This window comes from Micromonospora sp. CV4 (genome assembly GCF_003667455.1).
Lineage (GTDB): Bacteria > Actinomycetota > Actinomycetes > Mycobacteriales > Micromonosporaceae > Micromonospora.
Map to the genome: position 1 here is coordinate 1 of NZ_RCVI01000299.1, position 26,448 is coordinate 26,448.

Consider the following 26,448-nt stretch of genomic DNA (forward strand, 5'->3'; position numbering starts at 1 on the left):
ACGGCCCAGCCGGTGCGGCAGGCCCCGCACGCCGGTGCGGGCGTCGTCGGCGAGGTCGGGCAGGACGTTGGCGAAGTGCGCCCCGGCGCCCAGGCAGGCGGCCGCCGTCAGCAGCCAGGCCGGCGGGGTCGGCTCGCCGGGCAGCCCCAGCACCACGAAGGCGGGTAGCGCACCGAAGGAGATCGCGTACGGCAGCACCGAGAACACGGTGGCCTTGAGCGGCCAGTCGTAGAGCAGCGCGGAGACCAGGGCGACGGTCAGCCAGAACGCCGCCGTGGGGTTCGTGGTGAGCGCCAGCAGCGGGCAGGCCACCGCGGCCGCCGCCGCGGCCCAGGCCGTGGTGCGGCGGCCGACCGCGCCCGCGGCGACCGGCTTGTCGGTACGCCCCACCGTGGCATCCCGCTCGGCGTCCAGCGCGTCGTTGGTCCAGCCCACGGCGAGTTGGCTGGCCAGCACCGCGAGCACCACGGACGCGACTCCGGCCGGCCGGTGCCCCACTCCCCAGGCCAGCAGACCCGCCACTGTGGTCACCGCTGCGGCCGGTTCCGGATGGCTCGCCCTGACCAGCCCTAACACCCTCGACGACATAAGGGAAGTCTGGTCGTTACCGAGCAGTCGTGCCACGCTCGGAACCATGCGAGACGTGGCTGCGGCCGCGGCGTCCACCGGCCCCCGGGTGCTGCCGCGCAACGATCCGCGCCAGTACGACGATCTGGCCGACGAGTGGTGGCGGCCGGATGGCGCGTTCGCGATGTTGCACTGGCTCGCCGAGGCCCGCGCGGCGCTGGTGCCGCCGGCTTCCCGCCCCGACGCGCTCCTGGTCGACCTGGGCTGCGGCGCCGGGCTGCTCGCGCCGCACCTGGCCGGAAAGGGATACCGGCACGTCGGGGTCGACCTGACCCGCTCGGCGTTGGTCCAGGCCGCTGGGCACGGGGTCCGCGTCATCCAGGGTGACGCCACCGCGGTCCCGCTGCCCGACGGCTGCGCCGACGTGGTTTCAGCGGGTGAGCTGCTGGAACATGTGCCGGCGTGGCCGCGCGCGGTGGCGGAGGCGTGCCGGCTGCTGCGTCCGGGCGGCCTGCTGGTGCTGGACACCCTGAACGACACCGCGCTGGCCCGGCTGGTCGCGGTGCGGATCGCCGAGCGACTGCCGACCGTGCCGCGTGGCATTCACGATCCACGGTTGTTCGTGGACGCCCGGGAGTTGGTGGCCGAGTGCTCCCGGCACGGCGTCGAGTTGCGGCTGCGTGGCATCCGACCGCAGGTCGGTGGCCTGGTCACCTGGCTGTTGCGACGTGCCCGCGCGGCCCGGACGCCCGGCGCGGCGCCCGCCGGCCGTGCGCCGCGCATCGTGCCGACCCGGTCGACCGCTGTGTTGTACCAGGGCCGGGGAGTCCGAAACGGATAGTCCGGCCGTGGCGGGGGTAAGGGACGCCGAGAAGGGGGCAATATGACGGTGCACGCGCTGGAGGCGGCCCGCCGGTTGGCGCCGCGGTTCGCCGCGCGGGCGGCGGAGCATGACCGGGACGGCTCCTTTCCGGTCGAGGACTTCCGTGACCTGCGGGAGGCCGGCCTGTTCGGGTTGATGGTGCCCCGGTCGCTGGGTGGCCTGGGGGCCAGCTTCGCCGAGTACGCCGCGGTGGCAACCGAACTTGCCCGAGGCAACGGCGCGACCGCCCTGGTGTTCAACATGCACGCCTCGGTGACCGGCGCGTTGGGCGCGGTCACCGAGGAACTGGCCGAGGCGCTGGGCGTGCCGGACGAGGCGCTGGCCGCTCGGGACCGGCTGCTCACCGCCGCGGCGCAGGGCTCCTGGTACGCGGTGGCGATGAGTGAGCGCGGCGCCGGCGCCCGACTCTCTCAGCTGAGCACGGTCTACGAGGCGACCGACGCGGGCTGGCACCTCAAGGGGAGCAAGACGTTCTGCTCCGGCGCCGGGCACGCCGACGGTTACCTGGTGGCCGCCCGCAGCACCGCCGACCAGTCGGTGGTCTCCCAGTTCCTGGTGCCGGCCGGTGACGGGTTGACCGTCGAGCCAACCTGGGACGCGCTCGGCATGCGTGCCACCTCCTCGCACGACCTGCACCTGGACGTCACCGTGCCGGCCGACCGGCTGCTGGGCGGGGTGGAGGGGTTGGCCCTGGTGGTCGCCCAGCTGATGCCGCACTGGTTGGTGGCCAGCTACGCGGCGGTCTACGTGGGGGTGGCCCGCGCCTCGATCGACGCGGCGGCCGAGCACCTCAACGCCCGCAACCTGGCCGGCCTGCCGGCGGTGCGCGCCCGGCTGGACACCCAGCAGATCGTCTCGCACGCGCTCTTCTCGGATGCCGCGGTCGCCGCCGTGGTGGTGCCGGGTGGCCCGGGGTACGCCATGCGTGAGGTCACCTCGATCACCGACACCTCCACCGCCGACCACATGACCTGGGACGTCACCGATGCCGGCTTCCGGATGGGGTTGTCGCCGAAGGTCCCGCAGGTGCTGTCCAGGCACGTCCGTGGGCTGGTCGACGACCTGCTCGCCCGGCACGGCGCCACCGCCTCCGAGGTGGACGGTTGGGCCGTGCACCCGGGCGGGCCGCGGATCCTCAACGTGGTCGAGCGGGAGCTGGCTCTCCCTCCGCAGGCGCTGGCGGCGTCCCGGGCGACGCTCGACGAGCACGGCAACTGCTCCTCGCCGACGGTGCTGCTGATCCTGGACCGGCTGAGTCGCGCGGTGGAGGCGCCCCGGCGGATCGTCATGCTGGCGTTCGGTCCCGGCCTCACCCTGTACGCCGTGCTGCTCGATCGACAGGGCTGATCGCCGCGCGACCCGGCCGGTACGCTCGTCGCATGGATGCTGCGCCGGACGACCGGCTGCGGTCGGCTGCGCTGGTCGGGGTGGCCCTGGCCGCCCTGGCCGTCGGCGGCTGGTGGTGGCGAGCTGCCGCCCCCGCCGTGACGGCCCAGCCGGTCCCCACCCCGACGGCCCGGGTCGACGACGGCGGGCCGGACGGCACGCCTGATGTGCGGCGCACGGTGCAACTGGACACCGGATCGGGTGAGATCGTCCGCGCGGGGGAGAGTTCCGCGGTGCGGGTCGACCCGGAGACGGGCATGGTCGTCGACATCGAAGGCCCTCCGGGCGAGTTCTTCTACCAGGGGGACGCTGCGGGCGGGCTGCCCCGGTTCAGCGAGACGATCTGGCGGGAGCAGAGGGAACTCGCCCCTGGTCAGGGGGTGATCCGGCAGTCCAACGACGACGGCTCCCGCTACCTGCTCCAGTATCGGTGCACCAGGCCCGGCACGATGGCGGTGACGAGCACCGGGGCCGAGATCGCCGGCCCGCCGCGCATCGACTGCGACGGCTCGATCACCACCGCCGAGGTGCTGCCCGGTGGTGGGCCGTTCCGGGTGTCGCTGTCGGCCGTGGGCGACCAGCCCATCGACGTCGAGGTGCAACTCGTCGCGCTGCCCGGCTAGGCGGCCGGGCCGGTCCGGCACCACCCGGCTAGGCGGCCGGGCCGGTCCGGCGCTGCCCGGCCAGGCGGCCCGGCCGGTCAGGCGGCCAGGGCGCTCAGGTCCTGCCGGTACGCGTCGACCGGCCCCAACTCGGGCAGCACCCGGGTCACCACGCCGGCGCGGTCGACCAGCAGTGCGGTCGCGGTGCCGGTGCGGGCCGGTTGGCCCAGGAACGAGCGCAGCCCGCCGGCGGGGTCGGCCAGCGCGCGGACGTTCCGCTCGGCCGACGGCGGGGCGCTCACCGTCCGCCCTCCGGCGACGGTGACCACGGCCACTCCGGCGGGCGCCGCCGCCACCGCCTCGGCCACCCGGTCCGGGCACGGGCAGCCGTCGACGAGGATGATCATGGCCGGCAGCAGGCCGCGCAGCGGCACCGGGGACTGGCCGGCGTCGACCAGGTCCAGTGCGGGCAGCGCCCGCCCGGCGAGGGTCGCGGGCGGCGAGTAGGGAGCCGGGGTCGGGCGGTCGGCGCCGCGGTTGGCGCGTGGCCAGGTGACGGCGAGCAGGCCGGCCAGCGTGGTGAGCACCGCCACCAGCAGGACCAGCAGCGGCAGGGCCAGGGCCCGGTGGCCGGCCGGTCGACCGGGGACCCGACGCAGCTCGCGGCGGATCTGGGCGGCCTCGGTGGCGAGTGCGGAGGCGTCGTCGGGGACGACCACACGACCCCACTCGGGCGGCAGGTCGGGCAGCCCCTGGCCGTCTGCGTCCGGCTTGCCCATCGGACCCCCTGGCAGCGTCTCGAGAGCGGAGTGCGGTGCTGCCTTCAGCGTCCCGCACGAGGGGCGCCTCCCGCTACACCTGGGCGAGGTCCCGCCCGGCGGGATACCATGAGGTGAGCGCATAGCCCTTGATCTCGACGTTCTGTTCACCCGCACCGGGAAGTCATCTGTGCGTTACGGAGCGTGTTCGAACCATCGGTTTGACCGCCTGTCAAGCTGAAGAAAGACCTCTCACAGGGCCCCTGAGCTGCGCCAACGGTCAGGACATCGGTGAGACATCGGTGCCTGACCGTGTTACCCTAGACACAGCGAAAGGGGTTTCGAACCTATGGTTTTCAGTGTCGGCGAGACCGTTGTTTACCCCCACCACGGGGCCGCACTCATCGAGGCAATCGAGACTCGGGTCATCAAGGGCGAGCCTAAGCAGTACCTCGTCCTGAGGGTCGCGCAGGGTGACCTGACGGTCCGGGTGCCGGCCGAGAACGCCGAGATCGTGGGCGTGCGTGAGGTGGTCGGCGAAGAGGGCCTCGGCAAGGTCTTCGACGTTCTCCGGGCTCCGCACACCGAGGAGCCGACCAACTGGTCGCGGCGTTACAAGGCCAACCTGGAAAAGCTGGCCTCCGGTAACCCGCTGAAGGTCGCCGAGGTCGTGCGTGACCTGTGGCGTCGGGAGCGGGAGCGGGGCCTTTCCGCGGGCGAGAAGCGGATGCTCGCCAAGGCCCGCGACATCCTCGTCGGCGAGGTCGCGCTGGCGGAGAAGAGCACCAAGGACGAGGCGGAGACGCTGCTCGACAAGGTGCTCACCGAGGCCTAGTCCGCACAGCATCGTCGTACCCGATTCGTAGCGAAGAAACCACCGAGGACCGCGACGTGACCGCGCAGCTGAATCCGCGCGGTGACGTCGCGGTCCTCGTGCCTGCGGCGGGTGCCGGCGTACGGCTCGGCCCGGGCCGACCCAAGGCGCTGCGCCTGCTCGCCGGGGAGCCGCTGCTGGTGCACGCCGTGCGGCGGCTGGCCGCCGCACCCTCGGTGCACACGATCGTGGTGGCCGCCCCGGCCGCCGAGGTGACGGCCGTCCGCGAGTTGCTCGCACCGGTCGCCCCGGTGACCGTGGTGCCGGGCGGCGCGGAGCGGCAGGCGTCGGTGGCGGCCGCGCTGGCCGCGGTGCCCGCCGGTCCGACGATCATCCTGGTGCACGACGCCGCCCGTGCGCTGACGCCGCCGGAGCTGGTGGAGTCCGTCGCGGCGGCTGTCCGCGACGGGCGGGACGCGGTCATCCCGGTGCTGCCGGTCGTCGACACGATCAAGGAGGTCGGCGCCGGCGAGGTGGTGCTCGGCACCGTGGACCGGTCCGCCCTGCGCGCGGTGCAGACACCGCAGGGCTTCCGCCGGTCCGTGCTCACCGCCGCGCACGCCGCGGCCGGCGACTCGCTCACCGATGACGCCGGGCTGGTCGAGAAGCAGGGCATCGCGGTGAGCTGCGTACCCGGTTCGGAGTACGCGCTGAAGATCACCCGCCCGTTCGACCTGGCGTTGGCGGAGCATCTGCTGGCCGCCGCCGGTTGACGCGTACCCTCAGATCATGATCGTTCCCCGGGTGGCCGTCGGCACGGACGTGCACGCCTTCGAGCCCGGCCGACCCTGCTGGGTGGCCGGCCTGCTCTGGCCCGACCAGGACGGCCTCGCCGGGCATTCGGATGCGGACGTGGCCGCGCACGCCGCCTGCAACGCGCTGCTCTCCGCCGCCGGTCTCGGTGATCTCGGCGCCGCCTTCGGGGTGGGCCAGCCGGAGTGGGCCGGCGCGTCCGGGGTGACCCTGCTGACCGAGACGGCCCGCCGGGTGCGGGCCGCCGGCCTGGAGATCGGGAACGTGTCCGTGCAGGTCGTCGGCAACCGACCCAAGATCGGCCGGCGCCGTGCGGAGGCGCAGCAGGTGCTCTCCGCTGCCGTCGGCGCCCCGGTCACCGTCTCCGCCGCGACCACCGACGGGCTCGGGTTCACCGGCCGTGAGGAAGGGCTTGCCGGTATCGCGGTGGCCCTGGTGTACGACGCGCCGGCCACCTAGGCTCGCCGCGATGACCAGCGACCCCGCCTCCGACCGTTCCGCCGCCGACGGCTACCTCGAGCGCGCCCAACTTCTCGCCGAACTCGGTCGTCACGACGAGGCGGCCGGGGAGCTGACCTACGGGCTCGCGCTGAAGCCCGACGACCTGGAAGCGCTCACCATGCTGGCCCGGGTGCACCTGGCCGCCGGCCGGCCGGTCGAGGCGCTCACCGCAGCCGACACGGCGTTGGCCGCCGCACCGGAGGCACTCCCGCCGCTGGTCGTCCGGGGCATGGCGCTGGCCGACCTGGAGCGTTACTCCGAGTCGGCCGCCACCGCCGACCGGCTCCTCGCGCTCGGCCCGGCCGACCCGTACGCCCAGCGCAGCGCGGCGGCGCTGCTGGCCGATTCGCGCAACGGCCAACCGGCCCTGAACGCGGCCTGGCGCGGCGTCGAGTTGGCCCAGGAGGAGCCGCAGGCGCACCTGGTGCTCGGCCTGGTCGCGGCCCGGCTGGAGCTGTTCGACCTGGCCGAGCGGGCCTACCGCGAGGCGCTGCGACTCGACCCGCGCCTCGCCGACGTCCGGCACGACGTGGGTGTCATCCGGCTGGAGCAGCGCCGCTGGTCCGAGGCGCTGGAACACCTCGCCGAGGCGGCCACGATCAGCCCGAGCCGGATGGACTCCGGGCGGACCATCGCCTACGGCCTGCACCGTCTGGTGCTCTACGGCGCGGGCTGGTCGCTGGTGGCCGCGGTGGTGGTGACGTTCGCCGCCTCGGCGAACGACGGGTTCTCCCGCTTCCTGGCGGTGCTCGCCGCGCTCACCGGCGGGATCGTGGTCTGGCAGCTCGGGGCCCGGTTGCCGGGGCTGACCCGGACCATCCTGCCCGACCTGGTGCGCTCGGACCGGAGCCTGGCCCTGGCGATCTACGCGGTGGCCGCCGCGCCGGTGTTGCTCCTGGTGTACGCGGTGGTCGGCTCGCCGTGGCCGCTGGTGCTGGCCATCGCCGCCACCGCGGTCGCCGAATTCGCCGTCTTCACCCGCACCGCCGTGCGCTGACGCGCGACTAGACGCGACGCGCCCAGGTCCAGGCGTAACCGTCGTCCTCACAGGTGCGGGCCGCGTCGCAGAGGTCCAGCGGGCGGAAGGTGTCGACCATGACGGCCAGTTCGTCGAAGTAGTCCGCGCCGATGGAACGCTCGGCGGCACCCGGCTGAGGGCCGTGGGTGAAGCCGGACGGGTGCAGCGAGATCGAGCCCTGCTCGATGCCGGAGCCACGCCGGGCCTCGTAGTTGCCGCCGGTGTAGAAGAGCATCTCGTCGGAGTCGACGTTGTGGTGGTTGTACGGCACCGGGATCGAGTCCGGGTGGTAGTCGACCTTGCGGGGCACGAACGAGCAGATGACGAAGTTGGGGCCCTGGAAGGTCTGGTGCACCGGCGGGGGCTGGTGGATCCGGCCGGTGATCGGCTCGAAGTCGTGGATGGAGAACGCCCACGGGTAGAGGTGCCCGTCCCAGCCGACCACGTCGAACGGGTGGTGGGCGTAGACGTAGCGGGTCCAGCCGCGCCGGTGCCGTACCAGCACCTCCGCCTCCTCGCCGTCGACGAGCAGCGGGGCGTCCGGGCCGCGGACGTCGCGCTCGCAGTACGGCGAGTGCTCCAGGAACTGGCCGCGTACGGACAGGTAGCGCTTGGGCGGGCCGATGTGCCCGGCCGCCTCGACGGTGAGCAGTCGGACGGGCTGCTCACCGGCGGGCACCAGCCGGTGGATGGTCGAGGTGGGGATGATGACGTAGTCGCCGGCCACCGCCTCCAGCACGCCGAACGGGGACTCGACCCGTAGTGCCCCCGACTCGACGTAGAGGCAGTGGTCGCCGGTGGCGTCGCGGAACAGTGGCGAGGGACGGTCGGCGAGCACGTACCCGATGCGCACGTCGTCGTTGGCGAGCAGGTACTGCCGGCCGAGGACCGGGTCGGCGCCGCCGGCGTCGAGCTTGTGGGTGCGCAGGTGGCGGGGCTTGAGCGGCAGGTTCGGCGCCCGGGTGAACGCGGGCGGGGTGAACTCGTCGGCGGCCAGGATCGCGGTCGGCGCGTGCCGGTGGTAGAGCAGGGACGAGTCGGAGGAGAAGCCCTCCTGGCCCATCAGCTCCTCGGCGTAGAGGCTGCCGTCGGGCTGACGGAACTGGGTGTGGCGCTTGCGCGGCACCTCGCCGACGCTGCGGTAGTACGGCATCTCGCCTCCCGATATGTCCCGTTCACCGGCCGGGGGCGTCCGATAATCGGACGCTGTTGTCCGTTCCTTGTAGCGTCCCGTACATTCTTGTTCCGTGTCAACGCAGGTGCCCGCACTCCTCGACGGCCTGGTGGATGACGCCGCCGTCTTCCCCCCGGGCAGCGCCGCGCTGCCCGACGCCCTGGCCGCCCACCGCCGGCACCGCACCGCCTGGTACGCCGACCTGGTCGGCCCGCTGCTGGTCCCCGCCTCGACCGTCGCCGCAGGCGAGCTGAGTGGTCTCGTCGACCCGGCCGAGGGCCTGGTGGTCGGCGTGATCGGTGACACCGGGATCGGGGGCCTGCCCTTCGCGCTGTCGTTCCTGGCGCCGGACGGCGTCACCGCCCGGCAGGTCGAGGTGGCGGTCGCCCGGCGGGGCGAGGACCCGCTGCCCGGCATCGCCGAGCTGCTGCGGATGAACGACTCCCTGCCCGACGTCGAGGCCGTCTACGCCGAGCTGCCGCTGACCTTCGGGCTGATGGGCGCGCTGGACGCGCTCGCCGCCGCCCGTGCCGCCGGGGTGCCGGTCGCGGCCAAGTTCCGCACCGGCGGGCTGGCCGGCGAGCTCTTCCCCACCCCGGCCGAGCTGGCCGCGGTGATCTGCGCCTGCCGGGACCGCGACCTGCCGTTCAAGCTGACCGCGGGGCTGCACCAGGCGGTCCGGCACCTCGACCCGGAGACCGGGTTCACCCACCACGGCTACGCCAATGTGCTGGCCGCGGCGTTGGCGGCCGCCGAGGGCGACGGCGTGGGCGCCGTCGCCGAGCTGCTCACCGTCGCCGATCCGCGTCCGCTGCTGGAGCGTACGACCGGCCGGCTGGACGCGCCCCGCCCGCTCTGGGTCGGCTTCGGCTCGTGCAGCATCCTGGAACCACTGACCGATCTGATCCGGCTGGGGCTGGTGAACGGGGGCTACGACGCATGACCTGGGTGACCGGCGCCGACGGTTCGCCGTACGGGGTGACGAACCTGCCGTACGGGGTGTTCCGGCAGGACGGGGGTCGGCCGCGGATCGGCGTGCGGATCGGGTCGTGGGTGCTCGATCTGGCCGCCGCCGAGGCCGCCGAGCTGGTGCTCGCCGCCGGCGCGCTGTGCCGGCCCACCCTCAACGACTTCATGGCCCTGGGCCGTCCGCAGTGGACGGCGGTGCGGCAGCGGATCGTCGAGCTGCTGACCGACCCGGCGCACCGGGCCGCGGTGGAACCCCTGCTGGTGCCGCTGGACGAGGTGGAGTTGCTGCTCCCGGTCGAGGTTGCCGACTACGTCGACTTCTACTCCTCCGAGCACCACGCGTCGAACGTCGGGCAGATCTTCCGACCGGGCCAGCCGGCGTTGCTGCCCAACTGGAAGCACCTGCCGATCGGCTACCACGGGCGGGCCGGCACGGTGGTGGTCTCCGGGACGCCGGTGGTCCGCCCGTCCGGCCAGCGCGCGTCCGCCGAGGGCCCGGTCACCGGCCCGTCCGTACGCCTCGACATCGAGGCCGAGGTCGGCTTCGTGGTCGGCGTGCCCAGCCCGCTGGGCGCCCGGGTGTCCGTCGACGACTTCGCCGACCACGTGTTCGGGGTGGTGCTGGTCAACGACTGGTCCGCGCGGGACATCCAGGCGTGGGAGTACCAGCCGCTCGGGCCGTTCCTGGGCAAGTCGTTCGCCACCTCGATCTCGGCCTGGGTGACGCCGCTCGACGCGCTCGCCGACGCCTTCGTGCCGGCCCCGGATCAGGACCCGCCGGTCGTCGACTACCTGCGGGACGTACCGCATCTGGGGCTGGACCTCCGGCTGGCCGTCGAGTGGAACGGCGAACGGGTCAGCGAGCCGCCGTTCGCGACCATGTACTGGACGCCGGCCCAGCAGTTGGCGCACCTCACCGTCAACGGCGCGTCCCTGCGCACCGGCGACCTGTACGCCTCGGGCACCGTCTCCGGCCCGGACCGTTCGCAGGTCGGCTCGTTCCTGGAGCTGACCTGGGGCGGAGCGGAGCCGGTGAAGCTCGGCGACGAGAGCCGCACCTTCCTCGCCGACGGCGACACGGTGACCATCACCGCCACCGCGCCCGGCCCGGACGGCACCACCGTGGCCCTCGGCGAGATCACCGGGACGGTCCGTCCGGCCCGCTGACCCGAGTCGCCCCTGAAACGACCGACGGACCCGGTCCGGCGGTCGTTCCAGGCTGCGGGTGAGCCCGTCGGACGGACCGTCTCGTCGATGGGACTGGTGATCGCACCGGCTGTGCGATCACCGATCGGGGTTCCCCCGTTGATCGTCGCGGATTCCATCGCCCCGCCTCGCGGCACGGGCCGGGCCGCGCCCGGCTGCCAGCGGTGGGGCACCTCATCGCACACGGAGGTAAGACGATGCACGATTTCGCGGGCGCGGTATGGCGTACCAGCAGCCGTTCCAACGACCAGGGGCTCTGCGTGGAGGTGGCGGACAACCTGGTCGACGTCCTCGGTCTGGTCGCGGTCCGCGACTCCAAGGACCAGGCCGGCCCCACACTGGCCGTCAGCCCGCCGGGATGGACGGCGTTCATCGGCGCGATCCGGGCCGGTCGTTTCGATCGCTGACCGCCGGACCGGTCGCTGACCAGCACCCGAGCGGCCGGGCGAAACGGACAACGTGGTCTCCGGGCGGTGGAAATTCCGTCCCGGAGGCCCCGTCCGGCCCTCACCCCGCGTACCGTCGAGGACACGGGAGGGTGGCATGTCGACGGTGGCGGTTACCGGGTTCATCGAGGCGCACGCCGTCGACGTCTGGCGTCCACTGACCGACCTGCCCGGCCGTGCGGCCCGGCTCAGCGCCGCCGGCCCGGTCGAGCTGCTCACCCCGGGGCCGTTCGGGCCCGGCACCGCGTGGCGTGAGACGCGCACCCAGCCGGGCGGCGGCACGCTGATCGAGGAGTTCCTGGTGGTGGAGGCGCGCGCCCCCCATCGGCTGGTGCTCTGTTCCTCCGGCGCCGGTGTGGACTACCGGATCACCTGGAGCCTGCGGCCGGTCCGGCGTCGTCGTCGTGGCTGCACGGCGGTCACCGTCACCCAGGAGGCGGTGCCGACCGCCCCGTACGGCCGGGTGGTGGCGCTGCTGCTCGGCGGGCTCGCCGCCCGGGCGGTCGAGGTGGCGCTCCGGCGTGATCTCGCCGACCTGACCTTCGCGGCCCACGCGGCCGGCGCGACCGGCTCCGTCGAGGCAGCCTGACCACCGAAGTCCCCACCCGCGACGGCGTGACCTGACCAGGGTCCGGCGGGTTCCGCTGGGTAGGGTGCCGGGCGGAGGTGCGGCATGGGGTTCCCGAGGGGCCGGCGACGGCTCGTGGTGGCGGTCGCGGCGCTGCTCGCCATCGTGGCGGTCGCGGTCATCGTCCACCGGGTGCTCGCGCCGGCCGAGGTGAGCACGGAGGCCCGGGGTACGTACCCGGCCGCCGCGCAGCCGGCCGTCGGCGTGGTCGGTCGACTGCCGGTCGCCCCGTTGATCGTGGACTCCCGTCTGCGGGTGTACGCCGCGCACCGGCAGGTCTACGCCGACCGGCCGGTCGACGGGCGGCACCGCACCAGCCCGTACTGGTCGTACCGGCGCTGGCCGGCGGAGCTGACCGGGGTGGTGGCGAGCGGCAGGACCGTGGTCAGCCGGTGGTCGGACGGGCGCCTGGTCGCGCTCGACGCGTCGACCGGGCGGGTGCTCTGGCGTGCCGACGGCCCGGTGCCCGCCGACGACGGGACGGTGGTCCGGCGTACCGGGGCGGCCACCGTCTGGGATCCGTCTGGGCTCTACCTCACCGACCTGACGGACGGCCGGACGGTGCTGGTGGTCACCGGTGACACCCAGGCGCGTGGAGTGGAGCTGGCCGGGGGCCGGGAGTTGTGGCGGGTCGACCTGCCCGGCGACTGCCGCAGCGACGTCGGCACCACCTCCGGCGGGCAGCTGATCGGCGTGGACAACTGCGCCGGGCCGGCCACGGTCGAGTTCCGGGACGCGGCGACCGGCGTGGTGCGCGAACGCTGGCGGCCGCCGAGTGGCCCGGACGAGTTGGTGGCGACCCCGCTCGGTTGCCGTACCGGCTGGTCGGACTGCCCGGGCCTGCGGACCTCCGGGCCGGGTGACGCGGGTGGCCGGGGTTGGCTGCTGGGTGCCGGCGAGCCGACCGCCGCACCCGCGCTGGACGCGTCCGGCAGCACGCTGGCCGGCGACCAGGCGATCACCGTGCTCGACGGGGTGGCCGTCGGCCGGTCGGCCCGGTCCGGTGCCGAGCTGTGGCGGGTCGGCGGGATGGGACCGGCCCGGGTGCTCGCCGTTCAACCGGGCCGGGTGCACCTGTTGACCGACGCGAACGACCTGGTGACGCTCGACCCGGTGACCGGTACGCAACTCTCGCGTTTCTCGCTCAACGTCGGCCGGGACGGGACCGGCTGGGCGCCCGGGGCGGTGGCCGCGTCGGACGGTTACGTCGCGGTGGAACGGCTCCGCGAGCCGGTCGACCCGGACGGGGACGACCAGCGGTACTACCTCACCGCCGAGGCGCTGGTCCTGGCCGCCACCTGATCGGGGCGCACTGAGCCCCGACCGCTAGAACCATTCACGTCGTCTGACTGAAAAAGGTACATTTTTCACGGTTCAGGTTGCGCTGAAAGGGGCGGCGATGATGGGCGACACGGCAGCAGGCTGGTTCGCCGGCGGTGTGCTCGCATTCACCGCAGGCCTCGGGCTGGCGATGCCGCCCGCACCCACGACGGCGCCGACCATCGCGTCCGCAGCCGTGCGGGCCGAGCCGCCGGGAGGCACCGGGGTCACCTTCGAGGTTGTGCCGGCCTCCCCGACCACCACACCGACCCCGCCCACGCCGACGCCCAGCCACGGTGGCCAGTTGCCGGTCACCGGCTTCAACGGGTCGGTCCCGTTGCTCGCCGGGCTGGGCGCGACCCTGCTGATCCTCGGCTGGTTGGTCGTCCGCCGTCGGCGACCGGCCTGACGCGCGGCCGCCGACGAGCTCCACCGCCCGGCCGGAACCCGTTCCGGAGCCCGCCGGCCCGCCTGCGGAGCCGGGACCGGTCAGACCAGCGCCGCCTCCGCGGCGGCCAGGAACGCGTCGTTCTCGGCCGGAGTGCCGATCGTGACGCGCACCCCGTCCCCGGCGAACGGCCGGACGATCACCCCGCGCGCCTCGCACGCCTTGCCGAACGCCACCGCCCGGTCGCCCAGCGGCAGCCAGACGAAGTTGGCCTGGCTGGTCGGGACGTCCGGCACGAACTTCCGCAGCGCCTCGGTGACCCGGTCCCGCTCGGCGACGACCAAAGCGCAACGGCGTTCCATCTCCGCGGCCTGGGCCAGCGCCGCCAGCGCCCCGGCCTGGGCGGCCGTGCTGGTGGAGAACGGGGTCACCACCTTGCGGATCGCCGCGGCCACCACCGGCTGGGCGACCAGCCAGCCCACCCGCAGCCCGGCCAGACCCCACGCCTTGGACAGGGTGCGCAGCACCGCCACGTTCGGCCGGTCCAGGTAGTCGAGGCCGTCCGGCACCTCCGGGTCGGTGACGAACTCCCGGTACGCCTCGTCGATGACCACCAGCACGTCGTCCGGCACCGCGTCGAGGAACCGGTCCAGCTCGGCCCGGCGTACCGCCGTGCCGGTGGGGTTGTTCGGGTTGCAGACCAGGATCATCCGGGTCCGGTCGGTCACCGCCGCGGCCATCGCCGTCAGGTCGTGCCCGTGCCCGGTGTCGTTGGGCACCCGCACGCTGGTCGCGCCGCTGGTCGCCGCGATGATCGGGTACGCCTCGAACGACCGCCACGAGTAGAGCAGCTCGTCGCCCGGCAGGCAGGTGGCTCGCACCAGGTGCTCGGCGAGCGCCACCGACCCGCAGCCGGTGGCGATCCGGTCGGCGTCCACCCCGTACCGCTGGGCCAGCTCGTCACGCAGCGCGACCACGCCCATGTCGGGGTAGCGGTGCGAGGCGGCCAGCGCCTCGGTGACCGCCTCCACCACGCCGGGCAGCGGCCCGTACGGCACCTCGTTGCTGGCCAGCTTGATCGCCTCCGGCAGACCCAGCTCCCGTGCCAGGTCGGCGGGGCTGCGCCCCGGTACGTAGCTGGGCAGCGCGTCGAGGTCGGCGCGGGTCAGCCGCAGCGCCGGCTGGTGACGTCCGGAGTCGGTCATGGGGTTTCTCCCGAGGGGTGATCGCGGTCGTTCGGGGTGGCGGAAGCGGTGGTGCGGGGGACCTGGACGACCACCGTCTGGGCGCGCTTGTCGTGCAGCGCCTGACGAAGCGGGTGGTCGAAGAGGGGGGAGAGGGCGTCGACCAGTTGCAACACCAGGCCGAGGCCGGCGCAGTACCAGAGCAGCGTGGGCATGCCCAGCGTGGTCCACCGGCTCAGCGCCTTGCCGAAGCCCAGCGGCTGGTCGGCGGCGAGCGGCACGGCACGGATCCGCATCACCCGCTTGCCGAATGTCTGCCCACCGGCGGCCATGGCCGGCACCTCGTACGCCAGCCAGAGCGCGGTGGCGATCACCAGGATCACCACCAGGAGAAGCCCAGCCTGCTCGCCGGGAACCGGCAGCCCCTCGGCGGAGGTGTCGCCCCGCGCCGCCCGCTGGAAGAACTCCCGCCAGTACGGCGTCCACTCCTGGATCCACCGCCAGACGAACCAGCCGTTGACCAGAGCGTTCAGCGCGAAGACGAGGCCGAAGTCGATCAGTCGGGCGGTGAACCGCTGACCGAAGCCCGCCAACGCCAGGCCGTGCGGGCGCGGCTCGGGCGGCCCTCCTGGCCAGCCGGGCGGCACACCCTGCGGAGCCCAGCCGGGCGGTGCGCCCTGCGGTGCCCAGCCGGGTGGACCCGCCTGCGGTCCCAAGCCGGGGGGTGTCGCCTGCGGTCCCCAGCCCGGGGCGTGACCCTGCTGTGGGCCCTGCCCAGGTTGGGGGCCGTACCCCTGCTGTGGGCCGTGCCCCGGCTGGGCGCCCGGACCGGGGTGCGGCGGCCAGCCTGGCGCGGCGGTCACCGGGCCGACGGCGGCCGGCGTTGCGGGCGCGGCCGGGGTGACCGGGACGGGCGGCGGCTCGACCGGTGGTGGGCCGTCCGGCGGAGTCTCGTCGACGGGGATGGGCGCGCCGAGCCAGCCCTCGCCGTCCCAGTAGCGCCGGGTCTCCGGGTCGGCGGGGTCGACGTACCAGCCAGGCTGAACGCTCACGCCGCCGCTCCGCTCCGCGGCGCGCCGGCGCGCGGTGCCACGCTGTCGGGCCTGCTGGTTCGCTCGCTGTGCTCGGTCACGAGGACACCTTAACGACGACCGTGTCGGCGAACTTGTCGTGGAGGCACTGCTGCCAGGGCTTGTCCCAGAGCTGCCAGAACCCGTCGAGGTAGCTGACCCCGGGGACCAGCGAGGCCGCCAGGTACTGCACCAGCCACCGCCGGCCGGCCATCCGCCGGTCCAGCGTGCGAGTCGGGTCGAGCGGCACCACGCGCAGCTTCATCGCCTTCTTGCCGAGCGTCTGACCGCCGCGCTTGAGGTACTCCACGTGGTAGAGCCAGTAGAGGCCGAGCATGAGGACGAGCAGCCCGAGCTGGAGCAGCAGGATCGGCAGGAAGAAGGAGAGGAAGAGGGCGCCCGGGTCGGGTTCGACGAGGGTCCCGTCCGGGTTGGTCCGGGTCATCTCGGTGAGCATCCGCGCCCAGAGGACGAGGAAGACCGGCATGAAGAGCGCCAGCGAGACGGCGCTGGCCAGCGCGGTGTCGATCAGCCAGGCCAGCACCCGGTCGCTGAAGCTGGCCAGCGGCTGACCACCCGGGCTCAGCGTCGGGGGCAGCGGACGGGGTGGTCCGGCGTACCCCGGCGGCGTCCAGCCTGGTGGGGCGTACTGCGGCGGCACCGCGTACCCCTGCGGGTGTGGTCCGGGCGGCGGCGCGACGCCGCCGGCGGCGGGCGGAGGCCCACCGACCGGCGGCGTGGGGTACGACGGAGGCTGCGTCACGCTCGCAAGTGTTACAGGTTGCCGCGGGCTTCCTGCTCCCGCTCGATGGCCTGGAAGAGCGCCTTGAAGTTGCCCTTGCCGAAGCCGAGCGAGCCGTGCCGCTCGATCAGCTCGAAGAAGACGGTCGGGCGGTCCTGCACCGGCTTCGTGAAGATCTGCAGCAGGTAGCCGTCCTCGTCCCGGTCGACCAGGATCCGCCGGGCCTTCAGCTCCTCGATCGGGACCCGCACGTTGCCGATCCGGGCGCGCAGCTCCGGGTCCTCGTAGTACGAGTCCGGGGTGTCCAGGAACTCCACCCCGGCGGCCCGCATCGCGTCGACGCTGGCCAGGATGTCGTTGGTGGCGACCGCGATGTGCTGGGCGCCCGGGCCCTGGTAGAACTCCAGGTACTCGTCGATCTGCGACTTCTTGCGGGCGACCGCCGGCTCGTTGAGCGGGAACTTCACCTTGCGGGTGCCGTTCGCCACGACCTTGCTCATCAGCGCCGAGTAGTCGGTGGCGATGTCGTCGCCGATGAACTCCGCCATGTTGGAGAAGCCCATCACCCGCTTGTAGAACTCGACCCACTCGTCCATCCGGCCCAGCTCCACGTTGCCGACCACGTGGTCGACGGCCTGGAAGAAGCGCTTCGGCTGGATGCCGGCGTCGATCATCGGCTGCCGGTCCACGATCGGGCCGCGGGCCACGAAGCCGGGCAGGAACGGGCCGGTGTAGCGGGACCGGTCGACCAGGGTGTGCCGGGTGTCGCCGTACGCGGCGATGGCTGCCATCCGGACCGTGCCGTGCTCGTCGGTCACCTCGTGCGGCTCCACCACGCTGGTGGCGCCCTGGGCGATGGCGTGCGCGTACGCGCTGTCCACGTCCGGCACCTCCAGGGCGATGTCGCTCACCCCGTCGCTGTGCCGGGCCACGTGCTCGGCGCCGTCCGCGTCCGGGCGCACCGCGCCGGTCAGCACGAACCGGGCCGAGCCGCTGGTCAGCACGTACTGGGCGTGGTCGCGGTAGCCCTGCTCGGGGCCGCGGTACGCCACGCAGGTCATGCCGAACGCGGTGGAGTAGTAGTGCGCGGCCTGCTTGGCGTTGCCGACCAGGAAGTGCACGTGGTCGAGACCCTTCACCGGGAAGGGGTCGTGGCTGATGTCGTGGTCGACGGCGCCGACGAGCCGGTCGACGTCGACGTCCTCGGTCGACTGGGGTCGGTCGATCGCCTGGGTCATGGTGGCCTCCCTCGCGTACCGGCCGGCCTCGTGGGCCGCCGTGGTTGGTTCCTGTGGCGAGGATCGCTGTGTCGGCCCCGGCTGGGCAACTGTCGGAGTAAACGCTGGTCAGGTTGCACATTCGGTATGGTCTGAACCCATGAAGGGTGAGCAGGCTGTACAGCTCGATGCGCTCGACGTGCGCTTGATCGAACTGCTCGCCGAGGAGCCGCGGATCGGCGTGCTGGAGTGCTCCCGGCGGCTCGGGGTGGCCCGGGGCACCGTGCAGGCCCGGCTGGACAAGCTGGTCGACCGGGGTGTCATCCGCGGATTCGGCCCGGAGATCGCACCGGCCGCGATCGGGTTCGGCGTGACCAGCTTCGTCACCCTGGAGATCAGTCAGCGGCACGGCCACGATCCGGTGACCGCCCACCTGGCCGCCATCCCCGAGGTGCTGGAGGCGCACACCATCACCGGCTCCAGCGACCTGCTCTGCCGGATCGTGGCCCGCTCCAACACGGACCTCCAGCGGGTCATCGACCAGATCGTCTCCTCCGCCGGTATCACGCGGGCGTCGACGATCATCGCCTTGGCCGAGCAGATTCCCTATCGCACGCTTCCGCTGGTACGCAGCGCCGTCCGGACCGAAGGAAGGCCGCCTTCCTGACGCCTCCGGTGGAGGACGGGCTGCCCTGTTAACACCTCCGGCCCCAGAAAGCGCGGCGACACGGCGGCGCGGGCGTACGGAAGATCCGTGATCGTGGCTACCGTGTGCGGTGTGGCGAAGGGGAGCGTGCGCGGCGGGCTGCTGCTCGGCCTCGCCGTGGTCGTCGCCCTCGCCGCCACCGGCGTGTGGAACCCCTTTCCGGGCCTGTGGGACTGGGTGGACCGCAGTGAACCCATCTCCGAGCCGGACGTGGTCTGGCAGGTGCGGGTCGGCGGCACCCCGCGCAGCGTGACCATCGCCGGGGACACGGTGGTGGTCGAGCAGCGCACCCGGGTCGAGGCCCGCAGCCTCGCCACCGGCACGCAGCTCTGGGAGCGCAAGGCGGACTGGTCCGCGGTCGCCGGCGGCGACCGGGACCCGGTGGTCGCCGTCGGCAAGCTCCTGGTCAAGGGGTACGAGCTGCTCGACCCCGCCACCGGAGTGACCCGGCGGCGCGACGACGACGCGGTGGCCGTCTGGACGTACCGCAACCTGCTGCTGGACGCCCACTGCACGGATGCCACCGACTGCACCCTGAGCGCCTGGGATCCGCGCGGTACCGCACCACTGTGGACGGCCTTCCTGCCCGGGGTGAGCAGTGGGCTGCTCGCCGACAACCCGGGTCTGCGTGGCACCCGCCGGCTCACCGCAACCCGGATCGACGACCGGGTGGCCGGGTCGGAGTCGGTGCCACCGCTGCTCGGTTTCCCCGTCGACGGTCGCGTGCACGTGGTCGACACCGCGACCGGCCGGGTCCTGCAGAACGTCGAGCCCGGTCGGGACGAGCGGATCTCCGTGGTGGGCGGACGGATGCTGCGGATCGCCGCCCGCTCCCAGGACGGCAGCTGCTACTTCGCCATCTCCGCTCGGGACCCGGCGACCGGGCAGGAGGCGTGGCAGCGGGCCGGCGTCAACCTGCGGACCGCCGACAGTGCCGGCTGCGCCCAGCGCGAGGACCCGCAGGGCGCGCGGAACGTCCTGATCGGGGTCGGCCCGGACGGCCGCGAGGCGGTCATCGACGGGTACGACGGGCGGCTGCTCTGGGTCGGCGAACCGGGTACCAAGCTGATCGCGGTCGACGACCGGTACGCCCTGTTCCGGGCCGCCGACAAGCGCTCGGTGGTGGCCCGCGAACTCGGCACCGACCGGGTCCTGTGGACCCGACCCGCCAGCGGCAAGGCCGGCGCCGCCCTCACCCCGTACGCGGCGGTGATCGGAGACGAGAAGCCGTCCCGGTTGGTCGCGGTGGACCCGCGGAGCGGCCGGGAGCTGGCCGTCCTGCGAACCCCTGCGAACGCCCTCGCGGTCGGGCCCCAGGGCATGATCGTCGGCGAGGGGCGGGAGATCGGGTACGTCCGCTTCGGCGCGACCGGCGGCGGCCCCGCCCCACCGCCCGGCAACGGCGGCAACCCCGGCCCGGGTGGCGACGACCCCAACTCCGGAGACGACGACAACTGCGGGCCCAAGCGGGAACTCTGCCCCGACCCGGCCGGTGGCAAGGACGGCTGAGCGCGCGCCGGCACGGCCTGCCTGGGCCTTCCGTGACGGTGACCGGGGCGAGGCGGGAGCGCGGCGGGCCCGGTGAATGAGAGCGGCGTCCCAGGAGCAGCCCGGCGGGTGCGAATGATCGACCGGTCTGCCCTAGGCTTGCCGCTCATGAGCAGTGCCGCCGCATTCTCGTACGCCCCCCTGCTGCCGACCGGCCCCGACCAGACCGACTACCGCCTGGTCACCGACGAGGGCGTGGACGTCGTACACGGCCCGGGGGGCCGCCGGTTCCTCACCGTGGAGCCGGCCGCGCTCACCGCGCTGACCGCCGAGGCGATGCACGACATCGCGCACTTCCTGCGCCCGGCGCACCTGGCTCAGCTCCGGGCGATCATCGACGACCCGGCCGCCTCGCCGAACGACCGGTTCGTGGCGCTGGACCTGCTGCGCAACGCCAACATCGCCGCCGGTGGGGTCCTGCCGATGTGCCAGGACACCGGCACCGCCATCGTGATGGGCAAGCGGGGTCGGCACGTCCTGACCGACGGGGCCGACGCCGAGGCCATCTCCCGGGGTGTCTACCAGGCGTACACGAAGCTCAACCTCCGCTACTCCCAGCTCGCCCCGCTGACCATGTGGGACGAGCGGAACACCGGCAGCAACCTGCCGGCCCAGGTCGAGCTGTACGCCGAGGACCCGGACGGGCACCCCGACGCGTACAAGTTCCTGTTCATGGCCAAGGGCGGTGGCTCGGCCAACAAGTCGTACCTCTACCAGGAGACGAAGGCGCTGCTCAACCCGACGCGGATGATGCAGTTCCTGGAGGAGAAGCTGCGGCTGATCGGCACCGCCGCCTGCCCGCCGTACCACCTGGCCATCGTCATCGGCGGCACCTCCGCCGAGTACGCCCTGAAGACGGCGAAGTACGCCAGCGCCAAGTACCTGGACGCGCTGCCCACCGCCGGCTCGATGAGCGCCCACGGCTTCCGCGACCTGGAGCTGGAGGCGGAGGTGCTGGAGCTGACCCGCAACTTCGGCATCGGCGCGCAGTTCGGCGGCCGGTACTTCTGCCACGACGTGCGGGTGGTCCGGCTGCCCCGGCACGGCGCCTCCTGCCCGGTGGCGATCGCGGTCTCCTGCTCGGCGGACCGGCAGGCGGTCGCCAAGATCACCCCGTCGGGTGTCTGGCTGGAGCGGCTGGAGACCGACCCGGCGCGCTTCCTGCCGGACGTCACCGACGACGCGCTCGACACCGAGACGGTCGTCCGAGTCGACCTGAACCGGCCGATGGACGAGATCCGCGCCGAGCTGTCCAAGTACCCGGTGAAGACCCGGCTGTCGCTGTCCGGCCCGCTGGTGGTGGCCCGTGACATCGCGCACGCCAAGATCGCCGAGCGGTTGGACGCCGGCGAGCCGATGCCGCAGTACCTCCGCGACCACGCGGTCTACTACGCCGGCCCGGCCAAGACGCCCGAGGGTTACGCCTCCGGCTCGTTCGGGCCGACCACCGCCGGCCGGATGGACGCCTATGTGGAGAAGTTCCAGGCCGCCGGCGGCTCGCAGGTGATGCTGGCCAAGGGCAACCGGTCGGGTCAGGTGACCCGCTCCTGCCAGCAGCACGGCGGCTTCTACCTCGGCTCGATCGGCGGCCCCGCGGCCCGCCTGGCCCAGGACTGCATCAAGCACGTCGAGGTCCTGGAGTATCCGGAGCTGGGCATGGAGGCGGTCTGGAAGATCGAGGTGGAGGACTTCCCCGCCTTCATCGTGGTCGACGACAAGGGCAACGACTTCTTCGCCGAGGTCACCAAGCCGGTGCTCACCGTCGGCCGGCGCTGACCCGCGGGCAGGCGAAAGGGGCGCCGGGCTGATCAGCCCGGCGCCCCCTTCTGTCGTCCGTGCTCCACCGACATCGGTGCGCCCGCCCCCGCTGGGGTGGGAACGGGCGCACCGCCCCCGTCGGATGCCGTCACCGACAACCCGGGGCGAGTCTTCGGCGTGCCGCTGTCGATCCGCTCTCAGATCACTATCGACGGATCGCGGCGATCCGTGACCGCCGGGCTACTCTGCTGGAAGTTGCACCATGGATGCGGGAGAGCGGATGCGGTTCGGGGTTCTGGGGCCTCTGCGGGTCGGCGGTGGCGAGTCCACCGTCACCGCCGGTCGCGACCGGATCGTGCTCGCCATGCTGCTGCTGCGGTCCGGCCGGCTGGTGCCGGTCGAGGAGTTGGTCGACGCGATCTGGGAGGAGCGCCCGCCGGCCACCGCCCGCGCGCAGTTGCAGACGTGCGTGTCGCGGTTGCGGCGACGGTTCGCCGAACTCGGGCTGGCACCGGAGACCATCGTCACCGACCCCGTGGGGTACGGCGTCCGCACCGGGCCGACCGAACTGGACGCGGAGGTCTTCGCCCGAGGTGTGGAGGCGGCCCGGGCCGCAGTGGCCTCCGGCCGGTTGGCCGACGCGCGTGACCGGTTCCGGGCCGCTCTGGCGCTCTGGCGTGGGCCGGCCCTCGGTGGCATCCCGAGCCGCAGCGTCCGCCGCCGCGCCCAGGCGCTCGACGAGCAGCGCCTCACCGCCCTGGAGGAGTGCGTCGACGTCCAGCTGCGCCTCGGGCAGGCCACGGAGCTGCTTGAGGAGTTGACCGACAGTGTCGACCAGCACCCGCTGCGGGAGCGCCTGCGCGGCCAACTGATGCTCGCCCTGTCCTCGGTCGGCCGGCAGGCCGACGCGCTCGCGGTCTACCGGGAGGGCCGGCGGATCTACGCCGACGAGCTGGGCATCGAACCGGGCGCCGAGTTGCAGGAACTGCACCAGCGGGTGCTCGCCGGCGACCTGGCCCTGGCCGGCCGGGAACTCCGTCCGGTCTCCCCGGTCCGGTCGCTACCCCGGGCCATCGGTGATTTCACCGGCCGACAGCAGACGGTGGCCCGCCTGGTCAAGGAGATCGAGGAGGACGGCACCCGGATCCAGCTGATCGACGGAATGGCCGGCAGCGGCAAGACCACCCTCGCCGTGCACGTCGCCACCGCGCTCGCCGACCGCTACCCGGACGCCCAGCTCTTCGTCGACCTGCACGGGCACAGTGAGCGCAGCCCGTTGACGCCGGCCACCGCCGTGGCCGCCCTGCTGCGCCAGCTCGGCGTGCCGGCGGAGCGGATGCCGGTGGACGCGGACGACCGGCTGGCGCTCTGGCGGACCGAGTTGGCCGGCCGGCGGGCTCTGGTGGTGTTGGACAATGCCGCCACCGCCGACCAGGTGGCGCCGCTGCTGCCCAACGGCTCACACTGCCTGGTCCTGATCACCAGCCGCCGCCGGCTGGTTGGGGTGGACGAGGGACGACCGTCGTCGCTACCCGTGCTCGACGCGGACGAGGCGGTCGAGCTGCTCGGGCGGGTGGCCGGCGCGGAACGAGTCGCCGCCGAACCGGAGGCGGCCGCTGAGGTGGCGCGTCGCTGCGGCCACCTGCCGCTCGCCATCCGGTTGGCCGGCGCCCGGCTGGCGCACCGACCGCACTGGCGGGTGGCCGACCTCGCCGAGCGGCTGGTCACCGGGGCGGGTCCGCTGGCCGAGCTGGCCGCCGGGCAGCGCTCGGTGGGGCAGGCGTTCGCACTGTCGTACGCGCAGGTCTCTCCGCCGGCGCAACGGCTGTTCCGGCTGCTCGGCCTGTACCCCGGCGGGCGGCTGGACAGCGAAGTGGCCGCCGCCCTGGCGGAGCTGCCCCGGGCCGACACTCAGGACCTGCTGGACGAGCTGGTCGACGCCCACCTGGCGGAAGAGGTGCAGCCGGGTCGGTACCGGTTGCACGATCTGCTCCGGGAGTACGCCCGGCTGCTGCTGGACGCTCGGGAGCGGCGAAACGAACGTCGTGCCGCCCTTGAGCGGTTGCTGGACCATCACCTGTCCGTCGCGGTGGTGATCGCCCGGGCGATCGAGGCCGCGGGCAGTCGCCGCACCATTCCGGTCAGCACGCCCACCCGGCCCGATCTCGTGGCCGGCCCGGCATCCGAGGGGCCGGCGTGGTTCGAGGAGAACCTGCCCGCGCTCACCGCCCTGGTCCGGCTGGCCGAGGAGGAGGGCTTTCCGACCCAGTGCTGGCAGTTGGCGCGGGCCTGCTGGCGGTTCAACTTCGACAGCGGGCACCTCGACGAGCTGATCGAAACCCACACGATCGGGCTTCGGGTCGCCGAGCGGCTCGGCGACCAGGCCGCGATCGCCGTGATGCTGAACTACCTCTCCTCGGCGTACTTCCGGCTGGCCCGCTTCCCCGAGGCGATCAGCTCGATGGAGGTGGCGCTCGACCTGCGCCGCCGGCTCGGCCTGCGGGGTGACGTGCTCAGCACGCTGTGGAACCTCGGAATCTCGTACGCCGCGAACGGTGACTTCCGGCAGGGCAAGGCGAGGTTCGACGAGGCGTTGAGCATGGTCACCGGGCTGGGTGACGCACACGAACTGACCAACCTGCAGAACAACCTGTGCTTCGCGCTGATCGGCTGGGGCCGGTACGACGAGGCGCTGCGTACCGCCCGGCAGCACCTCATGCTGGCCCGCCAGACGAAGGACATGCGGCAGACCACGAACGCGATCGGGCATCTCGGGATGCTCCGGCACCGGATGGGTGACCTGGGCCCGGCCCGCCGCATCCTGCGGGTCGCGTTGCACCTCAAGCGCCAGTGGGGCAACCGATTCGGCGAGGGGGAGGTGCTCAACGAGATCGGTGTGATGGAGCGCGCCGCCGGGCGGCCGGAGCGCGCCGCCGCCCTGCACCGGGACGCCCTGGTGGCGATGATGGAGGTGGGCGACCGGGTGGGGCAGTGCGCCTCGCGCAACCTGCTGGCCCGGGCGATCCGCGACCAGGGGGACGTCGCCAGCGCGCTCGACCTGCATCGCCGGGTGCTCGCCGACGCGACCCGGTTGAGTGTCCGCTACGAGCAGGCCCGCGCGCTGGAGGGCATCGCCCGCTGCCTGCGGGACACCGACCCGGCGGCGGCCCGCGCGCATCTGATCCGGGCCCTGCCCCTGTTCCGACAGATCGAGTCGCCGGACCAGCACGGGGTGGAGCGGCTGCTGACCGAGTTGGGCTGAGGGTTCATCTGCGAGTCGGCGACGGGCGCGGCAGGATGGTACGCGTGACGACTCCAGAGGCGACGGGTTACCGGATCGAACGCGACTCGATGGGCGAGGTGGAGGTGCCCGCCGAGGCGTTGTGGCGGGCGCAGACGCAGCGTGCGGTGCAGAACTTCCCTATCTCCGGCCGGGGCATCGAGCCGGCCCAGATCAAGGCGCTCGCCCAGATCAAGGGTGCGGCGGCCGAGGTCAACGGCGAGCTGGGGGTGATCGACGTGAACGTGGCCGCGGCGATCGGCGCCGCCGCCGCGCACGTGGCCGCCGGCGGGTACGACGACCAGTTCCCGGTCGACGTGTTCCAGACCGGCTCCGGCACGTCGTCCAACATGAACGCCAACGAGGTCATCGCCACCCTGGCCAGCCGGGAGCTGGGTCAGGACGTGCACCCGAACGACCACGTCAACGCCTCCCAGTCGAGCAACGACGTCTTTCCATCCTCGATCCACCTGGCCGCCACGCAGTTCATCGTGGAGGACCTGCTGCCGTCGCTGGCTCAGCTCGCGGAGGCGTTGGAGGCCAAGTCGGCGGAGTTCGAGACGGTGGTCAAGGCCGGCCGGACCCACCTGATGGACGCCACGCCGGTCACCCTCGGGCAGGAGTTCGGCGGGTACGCCGCCCAGGTCCGCTACGGCATCGACCGGCTGGAGTCGGCGCTGCCCCGGCTGGCCGAGCTGCCGCTGGGCGGCACCGCCGTGGGCACCGGCATCAACACCCCGCTCGGCTTCGCCGCCGCCGTCATTCGCAAACTGCGCGAGTCGACCGGGTTGCCGCTGGCCGAGGCGCGCAACCACTTCGAGGCGCAGGGCGCCCGGGACGCGCTCGTGGAGACCTCGGGCCAGCTGCGCACCGTCGCGGTGGGCCTCTACAAGATTGCCAACGACATCCGGTGGATGGGCTCCGGCCCCCGGGCGGGCCTGCGCGAGCTGCGCATCCCTGATCTCCAGCCCGGCTCGTCGATCATGCCGGGCAAGGTCAACCCGGTGGTCGCCGAGGCGATGCGGCAGGTCTGCGCCCAGGTGATCGGCAACGACGCGACGGTCGGCTTCGCCGGCTCGCAGGGCGACTTCGAGCTGAACGTGATGCTCCCGGTGATGGGCCGCAACCTGCTGGAGTCGATCCGGTTGCTGTCCGCGGCGAGCCGACTGTTCGCCGACCGCCTGGTGGTCGGCCTGGTCGCGGACGCCGAGGTCTGCCTGGCGTACGCCGAGGGCTCGCCGTCGATCGTCACCCCGCTCAACCGTTACCTCGGGTACGACGAGGCCGCGTCCATCGCCAAGGAGGCGCTGGCCAAGCAGACCTCGATCCGCGAGGTGGTGATCTCCCGGGGGCACGTGGACTCCGGCAAGCTCAGCGAGACGCAGCTCGACGAGGTGCTCGACCTGCTTCGGATGACCCACCCCTGACTCCCGGCCGCCGCGACAAAACAGCTCGACGGTGTCGCGGGGC

General features: G+C 73.2%; 25 protein-coding genes. 18 read left to right on the plus strand and 7 right to left on the minus strand.

Features of this window, described 5'->3' with window-relative positions:
- Window positions 1-636 (minus strand): UbiA family prenyltransferase (locus tag EAD98_RS20485; protein WP_233583906.1); only part of this gene is annotated, 636 nt, incomplete at its 3' end.
- Between EAD98_RS20485 and EAD98_RS20490 the strand changes: the two genes are divergently transcribed.
- The 3 genes from EAD98_RS20490 to EAD98_RS20500 are packed head-to-tail and all read left to right on the plus strand — an operon-like array spanning window position 635 to window position 3,459.
- Window positions 635-1,408, plus strand: a complete 774-nt coding sequence (locus EAD98_RS20490) for a methyltransferase domain-containing protein (RefSeq protein WP_121655664.1) — start codon at window positions 635-637, stop codon at window positions 1,406-1,408. The two genes, EAD98_RS20485 and EAD98_RS20490, sit on opposite strands and share 2 nt — an antisense overlap.
- A 42-nt stretch (window positions 1,409-1,450) precedes the next feature.
- Window positions 1,451-2,797 (plus strand): acyl-CoA dehydrogenase family protein, encoded by a 1,347-nt coding sequence (locus tag EAD98_RS20495; protein WP_121655665.1) that lies wholly within the window; start codon window positions 1,451-1,453, stop codon window positions 2,795-2,797.
- Between the two features lie 32 nt (window positions 2,798-2,829).
- The gene (locus EAD98_RS20500; RefSeq protein ID WP_121655666.1) at window positions 2,830-3,459 is read left to right on the plus strand and encodes a hypothetical protein; all 630 of its coding nucleotides are present in this window, start codon (window positions 2,830-2,832) and stop codon (window positions 3,457-3,459) included.
- 77 nt (window positions 3,460-3,536) lie between these two features.
- Here the strand turns inward: EAD98_RS20500 and EAD98_RS20505 are convergent, their stop codons facing one another.
- Window positions 3,537-4,217, minus strand: a complete 681-nt coding sequence (locus EAD98_RS20505; protein ID WP_121655667.1) for a hypothetical protein — start codon at window positions 4,215-4,217, stop codon at window positions 3,537-3,539.
- 328 nt (window positions 4,218-4,545) lie between these two features.
- Here EAD98_RS20505 and EAD98_RS20510 point away from each other — a divergent pair, with 328 nt between their 5' ends.
- The 4 genes from EAD98_RS20510 to EAD98_RS20525 are packed head-to-tail and all read left to right on the plus strand — an operon-like array spanning window position 4,546 to window position 7,321.
- Window positions 4,546-5,031 (plus strand): CarD family transcriptional regulator, encoded by a 486-nt coding sequence (locus EAD98_RS20510; RefSeq protein ID WP_007073334.1) that lies wholly within the window; start codon window positions 4,546-4,548, stop codon window positions 5,029-5,031.
- A 56-nt stretch (window positions 5,032-5,087) separates the two neighbouring features.
- A complete protein-coding gene (ispD, locus tag EAD98_RS20515) occupies window positions 5,088-5,783 on the plus strand; it encodes a 2-C-methyl-D-erythritol 4-phosphate cytidylyltransferase (RefSeq protein WP_121655668.1) in 696 nt (231 codons plus the stop codon).
- Between the two features lie 13 nt (window positions 5,784-5,796).
- A complete protein-coding gene (gene ispF, locus EAD98_RS20520; RefSeq protein ID WP_121655669.1) occupies window positions 5,797-6,282 on the plus strand; it encodes a 2-C-methyl-D-erythritol 2,4-cyclodiphosphate synthase in 486 nt (161 codons plus the stop codon).
- Between the two features lie 10 nt (window positions 6,283-6,292).
- Window positions 6,293-7,321, plus strand: a complete 1,029-nt coding sequence (locus EAD98_RS20525) for a lipopolysaccharide assembly protein LapB (protein ID WP_121655670.1) — start codon at window positions 6,293-6,295, stop codon at window positions 7,319-7,321.
- 7 nt (window positions 7,322-7,328) lie between these two features.
- Here the strand turns inward: EAD98_RS20525 and EAD98_RS20530 are convergent, their stop codons facing one another.
- The gene (locus tag EAD98_RS20530) at window positions 7,329-8,495 is read right to left on the minus strand and encodes a homogentisate 1,2-dioxygenase (RefSeq protein ID WP_121655671.1); all 1,167 of its coding nucleotides are present in this window, start codon (window positions 8,493-8,495) and stop codon (window positions 7,329-7,331) included.
- A gap of 94 nt (window positions 8,496-8,589) precedes the next feature.
- Here EAD98_RS20530 and EAD98_RS20535 point away from each other — a divergent pair, with 94 nt between their 5' ends.
- The 6 genes from EAD98_RS20535 (at window position 8,590) to EAD98_RS20560 (ending at window position 13,494) form a co-directional block, all read left to right on the plus strand.
- Window positions 8,590-9,459 (plus strand): hypothetical protein, encoded by an 870-nt coding sequence (locus EAD98_RS20535; RefSeq protein WP_121655672.1) that lies wholly within the window; start codon window positions 8,590-8,592, stop codon window positions 9,457-9,459.
- Entirely contained in the window at window positions 9,456-10,652 is a 1,197-nt protein-coding gene (gene fahA, locus EAD98_RS20540; RefSeq protein WP_121655673.1) for a fumarylacetoacetase, read from the plus strand. The genes EAD98_RS20535 and fahA overlap by 4 nt, the downstream gene beginning before the upstream one ends.
- Before the next feature lie 236 nt (window positions 10,653-10,888).
- Window positions 10,889-11,098: a DUF397 domain-containing protein gene (locus EAD98_RS20545; protein WP_121655674.1), complete on the plus strand. Its 210-nt coding sequence runs from the start codon at window positions 10,889-10,891 to the stop codon at window positions 11,096-11,098.
- Window positions 11,099-11,234: 136 nt separating this feature from the next.
- Complete coding sequence (locus tag EAD98_RS20550) at window positions 11,235-11,726, plus strand: SRPBCC family protein (protein ID WP_121655675.1); 492 nt, start codon at window positions 11,235-11,237, stop codon at window positions 11,724-11,726.
- A gap of 84 nt (window positions 11,727-11,810) precedes the next feature.
- Window positions 11,811-13,067, plus strand: a complete 1,257-nt coding sequence (locus tag EAD98_RS20555; RefSeq protein ID WP_121655676.1) for a PQQ-binding-like beta-propeller repeat protein — start codon at window positions 11,811-11,813, stop codon at window positions 13,065-13,067.
- Between the two features lie 97 nt (window positions 13,068-13,164).
- Window positions 13,165-13,494, plus strand: a complete 330-nt coding sequence (locus EAD98_RS20560) for an LPXTG cell wall anchor domain-containing protein (protein WP_121655677.1) — start codon at window positions 13,165-13,167, stop codon at window positions 13,492-13,494.
- A gap of 80 nt (window positions 13,495-13,574) precedes the next feature.
- Here EAD98_RS20560 and hisC read toward each other — a convergent pair whose 3' ends face one another.
- The 4 genes from hisC to hppD form a co-directional block, all read right to left on the minus strand.
- Complete coding sequence (hisC, locus tag EAD98_RS20565) at window positions 13,575-14,678, minus strand: histidinol-phosphate transaminase (RefSeq protein ID WP_121655678.1); 1,104 nt, start codon at window positions 14,676-14,678, stop codon at window positions 13,575-13,577.
- Window positions 14,675-15,709: an RDD family protein gene (locus EAD98_RS20570; protein WP_121655679.1), complete on the minus strand. Its 1,035-nt coding sequence runs from the start codon at window positions 15,707-15,709 to the stop codon at window positions 14,675-14,677. Before EAD98_RS20570 ends, hisC begins: the two co-directional genes overlap by 4 nt.
- Before the next feature lie 76 nt (window positions 15,710-15,785).
- Window positions 15,786-16,490 carry an RDD family protein gene (locus EAD98_RS20575; protein ID WP_121655680.1) on the minus strand — a complete coding sequence of 235 codons (705 nt, stop codon included), beginning with the start codon at window positions 16,488-16,490 and terminating at the stop codon, window positions 15,786-15,788.
- A gap of 11 nt (window positions 16,491-16,501) precedes the next feature.
- Complete coding sequence (gene hppD, locus EAD98_RS20580; protein WP_121655681.1) at window positions 16,502-17,707, minus strand: 4-hydroxyphenylpyruvate dioxygenase; 1,206 nt, start codon at window positions 17,705-17,707, stop codon at window positions 16,502-16,504.
- 139 nt (window positions 17,708-17,846) lie between these two features.
- Here hppD and EAD98_RS20585 point away from each other — a divergent pair, with 139 nt between their 5' ends.
- The 5 genes from EAD98_RS20585 to EAD98_RS20605 all read left to right on the plus strand — a co-directional run bounded on the left by EAD98_RS20585 (window position 17,847) and on the right by EAD98_RS20605 (window position 26,405).
- Window positions 17,847-18,353, plus strand: a complete 507-nt coding sequence (locus tag EAD98_RS20585) for an Lrp/AsnC family transcriptional regulator (RefSeq protein WP_121655682.1) — start codon at window positions 17,847-17,849, stop codon at window positions 18,351-18,353.
- Window positions 18,354-18,464: 111 nt separating this feature from the next.
- Window positions 18,465-19,901, plus strand: a complete 1,437-nt coding sequence (locus EAD98_RS20590) for a PQQ-binding-like beta-propeller repeat protein (protein WP_233583907.1) — start codon at window positions 18,465-18,467, stop codon at window positions 19,899-19,901.
- Window positions 19,902-20,048: 147 nt separating this feature from the next.
- Entirely contained in the window at window positions 20,049-21,716 is a 1,668-nt protein-coding gene (locus tag EAD98_RS20595; RefSeq protein WP_121655683.1) for a fumarate hydratase, read from the plus strand.
- 262 nt (window positions 21,717-21,978) lie between these two features.
- Entirely contained in the window at window positions 21,979-24,960 is a 2,982-nt protein-coding gene (locus EAD98_RS20600) for an AfsR/SARP family transcriptional regulator (RefSeq protein ID WP_121655684.1), read from the plus strand.
- 35 nt (window positions 24,961-24,995) lie between these two features.
- A complete protein-coding gene (locus EAD98_RS20605) occupies window positions 24,996-26,405 on the plus strand; it encodes an aspartate ammonia-lyase (RefSeq protein WP_199723480.1) in 1,410 nt (469 codons plus the stop codon).
- The last annotated feature ends 43 nt before the right edge of the window (window positions 26,406-26,448 follow it).

Bases quoted from the DNA above. Each gene is read 5' to 3' on its own strand.
- EAD98_RS20555 (WP_121655676.1), top strand. From the start codon at position 11,811: ATGGGGTTCCCGAGGGGCCGGCGACGGCTCGTGGTGGCGGTCGCGGCG.
- EAD98_RS20605 (WP_199723480.1), top strand. From the start codon at position 24,996: ATGGTACGCGTGACGACTCCAGAGGCGACGGGTTACCGGATCGAACGC.
- EAD98_RS20490 (WP_121655664.1), top strand. From the start codon at position 635: ATGCGAGACGTGGCTGCGGCCGCGGCGTCCACCGGCCCCCGGGTGCTG.
- EAD98_RS20495 (WP_121655665.1), top strand. From the start codon at position 1,451: ATGACGGTGCACGCGCTGGAGGCGGCCCGCCGGTTGGCGCCGCGGTTC.
- EAD98_RS20505 (WP_121655667.1), bottom strand. From the start codon at position 4,217: ATGGGCAAGCCGGACGCAGACGGCCAGGGGCTGCCCGACCTGCCGCCC.
- EAD98_RS20525 (WP_121655670.1), top strand. From the start codon at position 6,293: ATGACCAGCGACCCCGCCTCCGACCGTTCCGCCGCCGACGGCTACCTC.
- EAD98_RS20500 (WP_121655666.1), top strand. From the start codon at position 2,830: ATGGATGCTGCGCCGGACGACCGGCTGCGGTCGGCTGCGCTGGTCGGG.
- EAD98_RS20560 (WP_121655677.1), top strand. From the start codon at position 13,165: ATGATGGGCGACACGGCAGCAGGCTGGTTCGCCGGCGGTGTGCTCGCA.
- EAD98_RS20545 (WP_121655674.1), top strand. From the start codon at position 10,889: ATGCACGATTTCGCGGGCGCGGTATGGCGTACCAGCAGCCGTTCCAAC.
- hisC (WP_121655678.1), bottom strand. From the start codon at position 14,678: ATGACCGACTCCGGACGTCACCAGCCGGCGCTGCGGCTGACCCGCGCC.
- hppD (WP_121655681.1), bottom strand. From the start codon at position 17,707: ATGACCCAGGCGATCGACCGACCCCAGTCGACCGAGGACGTCGACGTC.
- EAD98_RS20595 (WP_121655683.1), top strand. From the start codon at position 20,049: ATGAGCAGTGCCGCCGCATTCTCGTACGCCCCCCTGCTGCCGACCGGC.
- EAD98_RS20530 (WP_121655671.1), bottom strand. From the start codon at position 8,495: ATGCCGTACTACCGCAGCGTCGGCGAGGTGCCGCGCAAGCGCCACACC.
- EAD98_RS20600 (WP_121655684.1), top strand. From the start codon at position 21,979: ATGCGGTTCGGGGTTCTGGGGCCTCTGCGGGTCGGCGGTGGCGAGTCC.
- EAD98_RS20510 (WP_007073334.1), top strand. From the start codon at position 4,546: ATGGTTTTCAGTGTCGGCGAGACCGTTGTTTACCCCCACCACGGGGCC.
- fahA (WP_121655673.1), top strand. From the start codon at position 9,456: ATGACCTGGGTGACCGGCGCCGACGGTTCGCCGTACGGGGTGACGAAC.
- EAD98_RS20550 (WP_121655675.1), top strand. From the start codon at position 11,235: ATGTCGACGGTGGCGGTTACCGGGTTCATCGAGGCGCACGCCGTCGAC.
- EAD98_RS20585 (WP_121655682.1), top strand. From the start codon at position 17,847: ATGAAGGGTGAGCAGGCTGTACAGCTCGATGCGCTCGACGTGCGCTTG.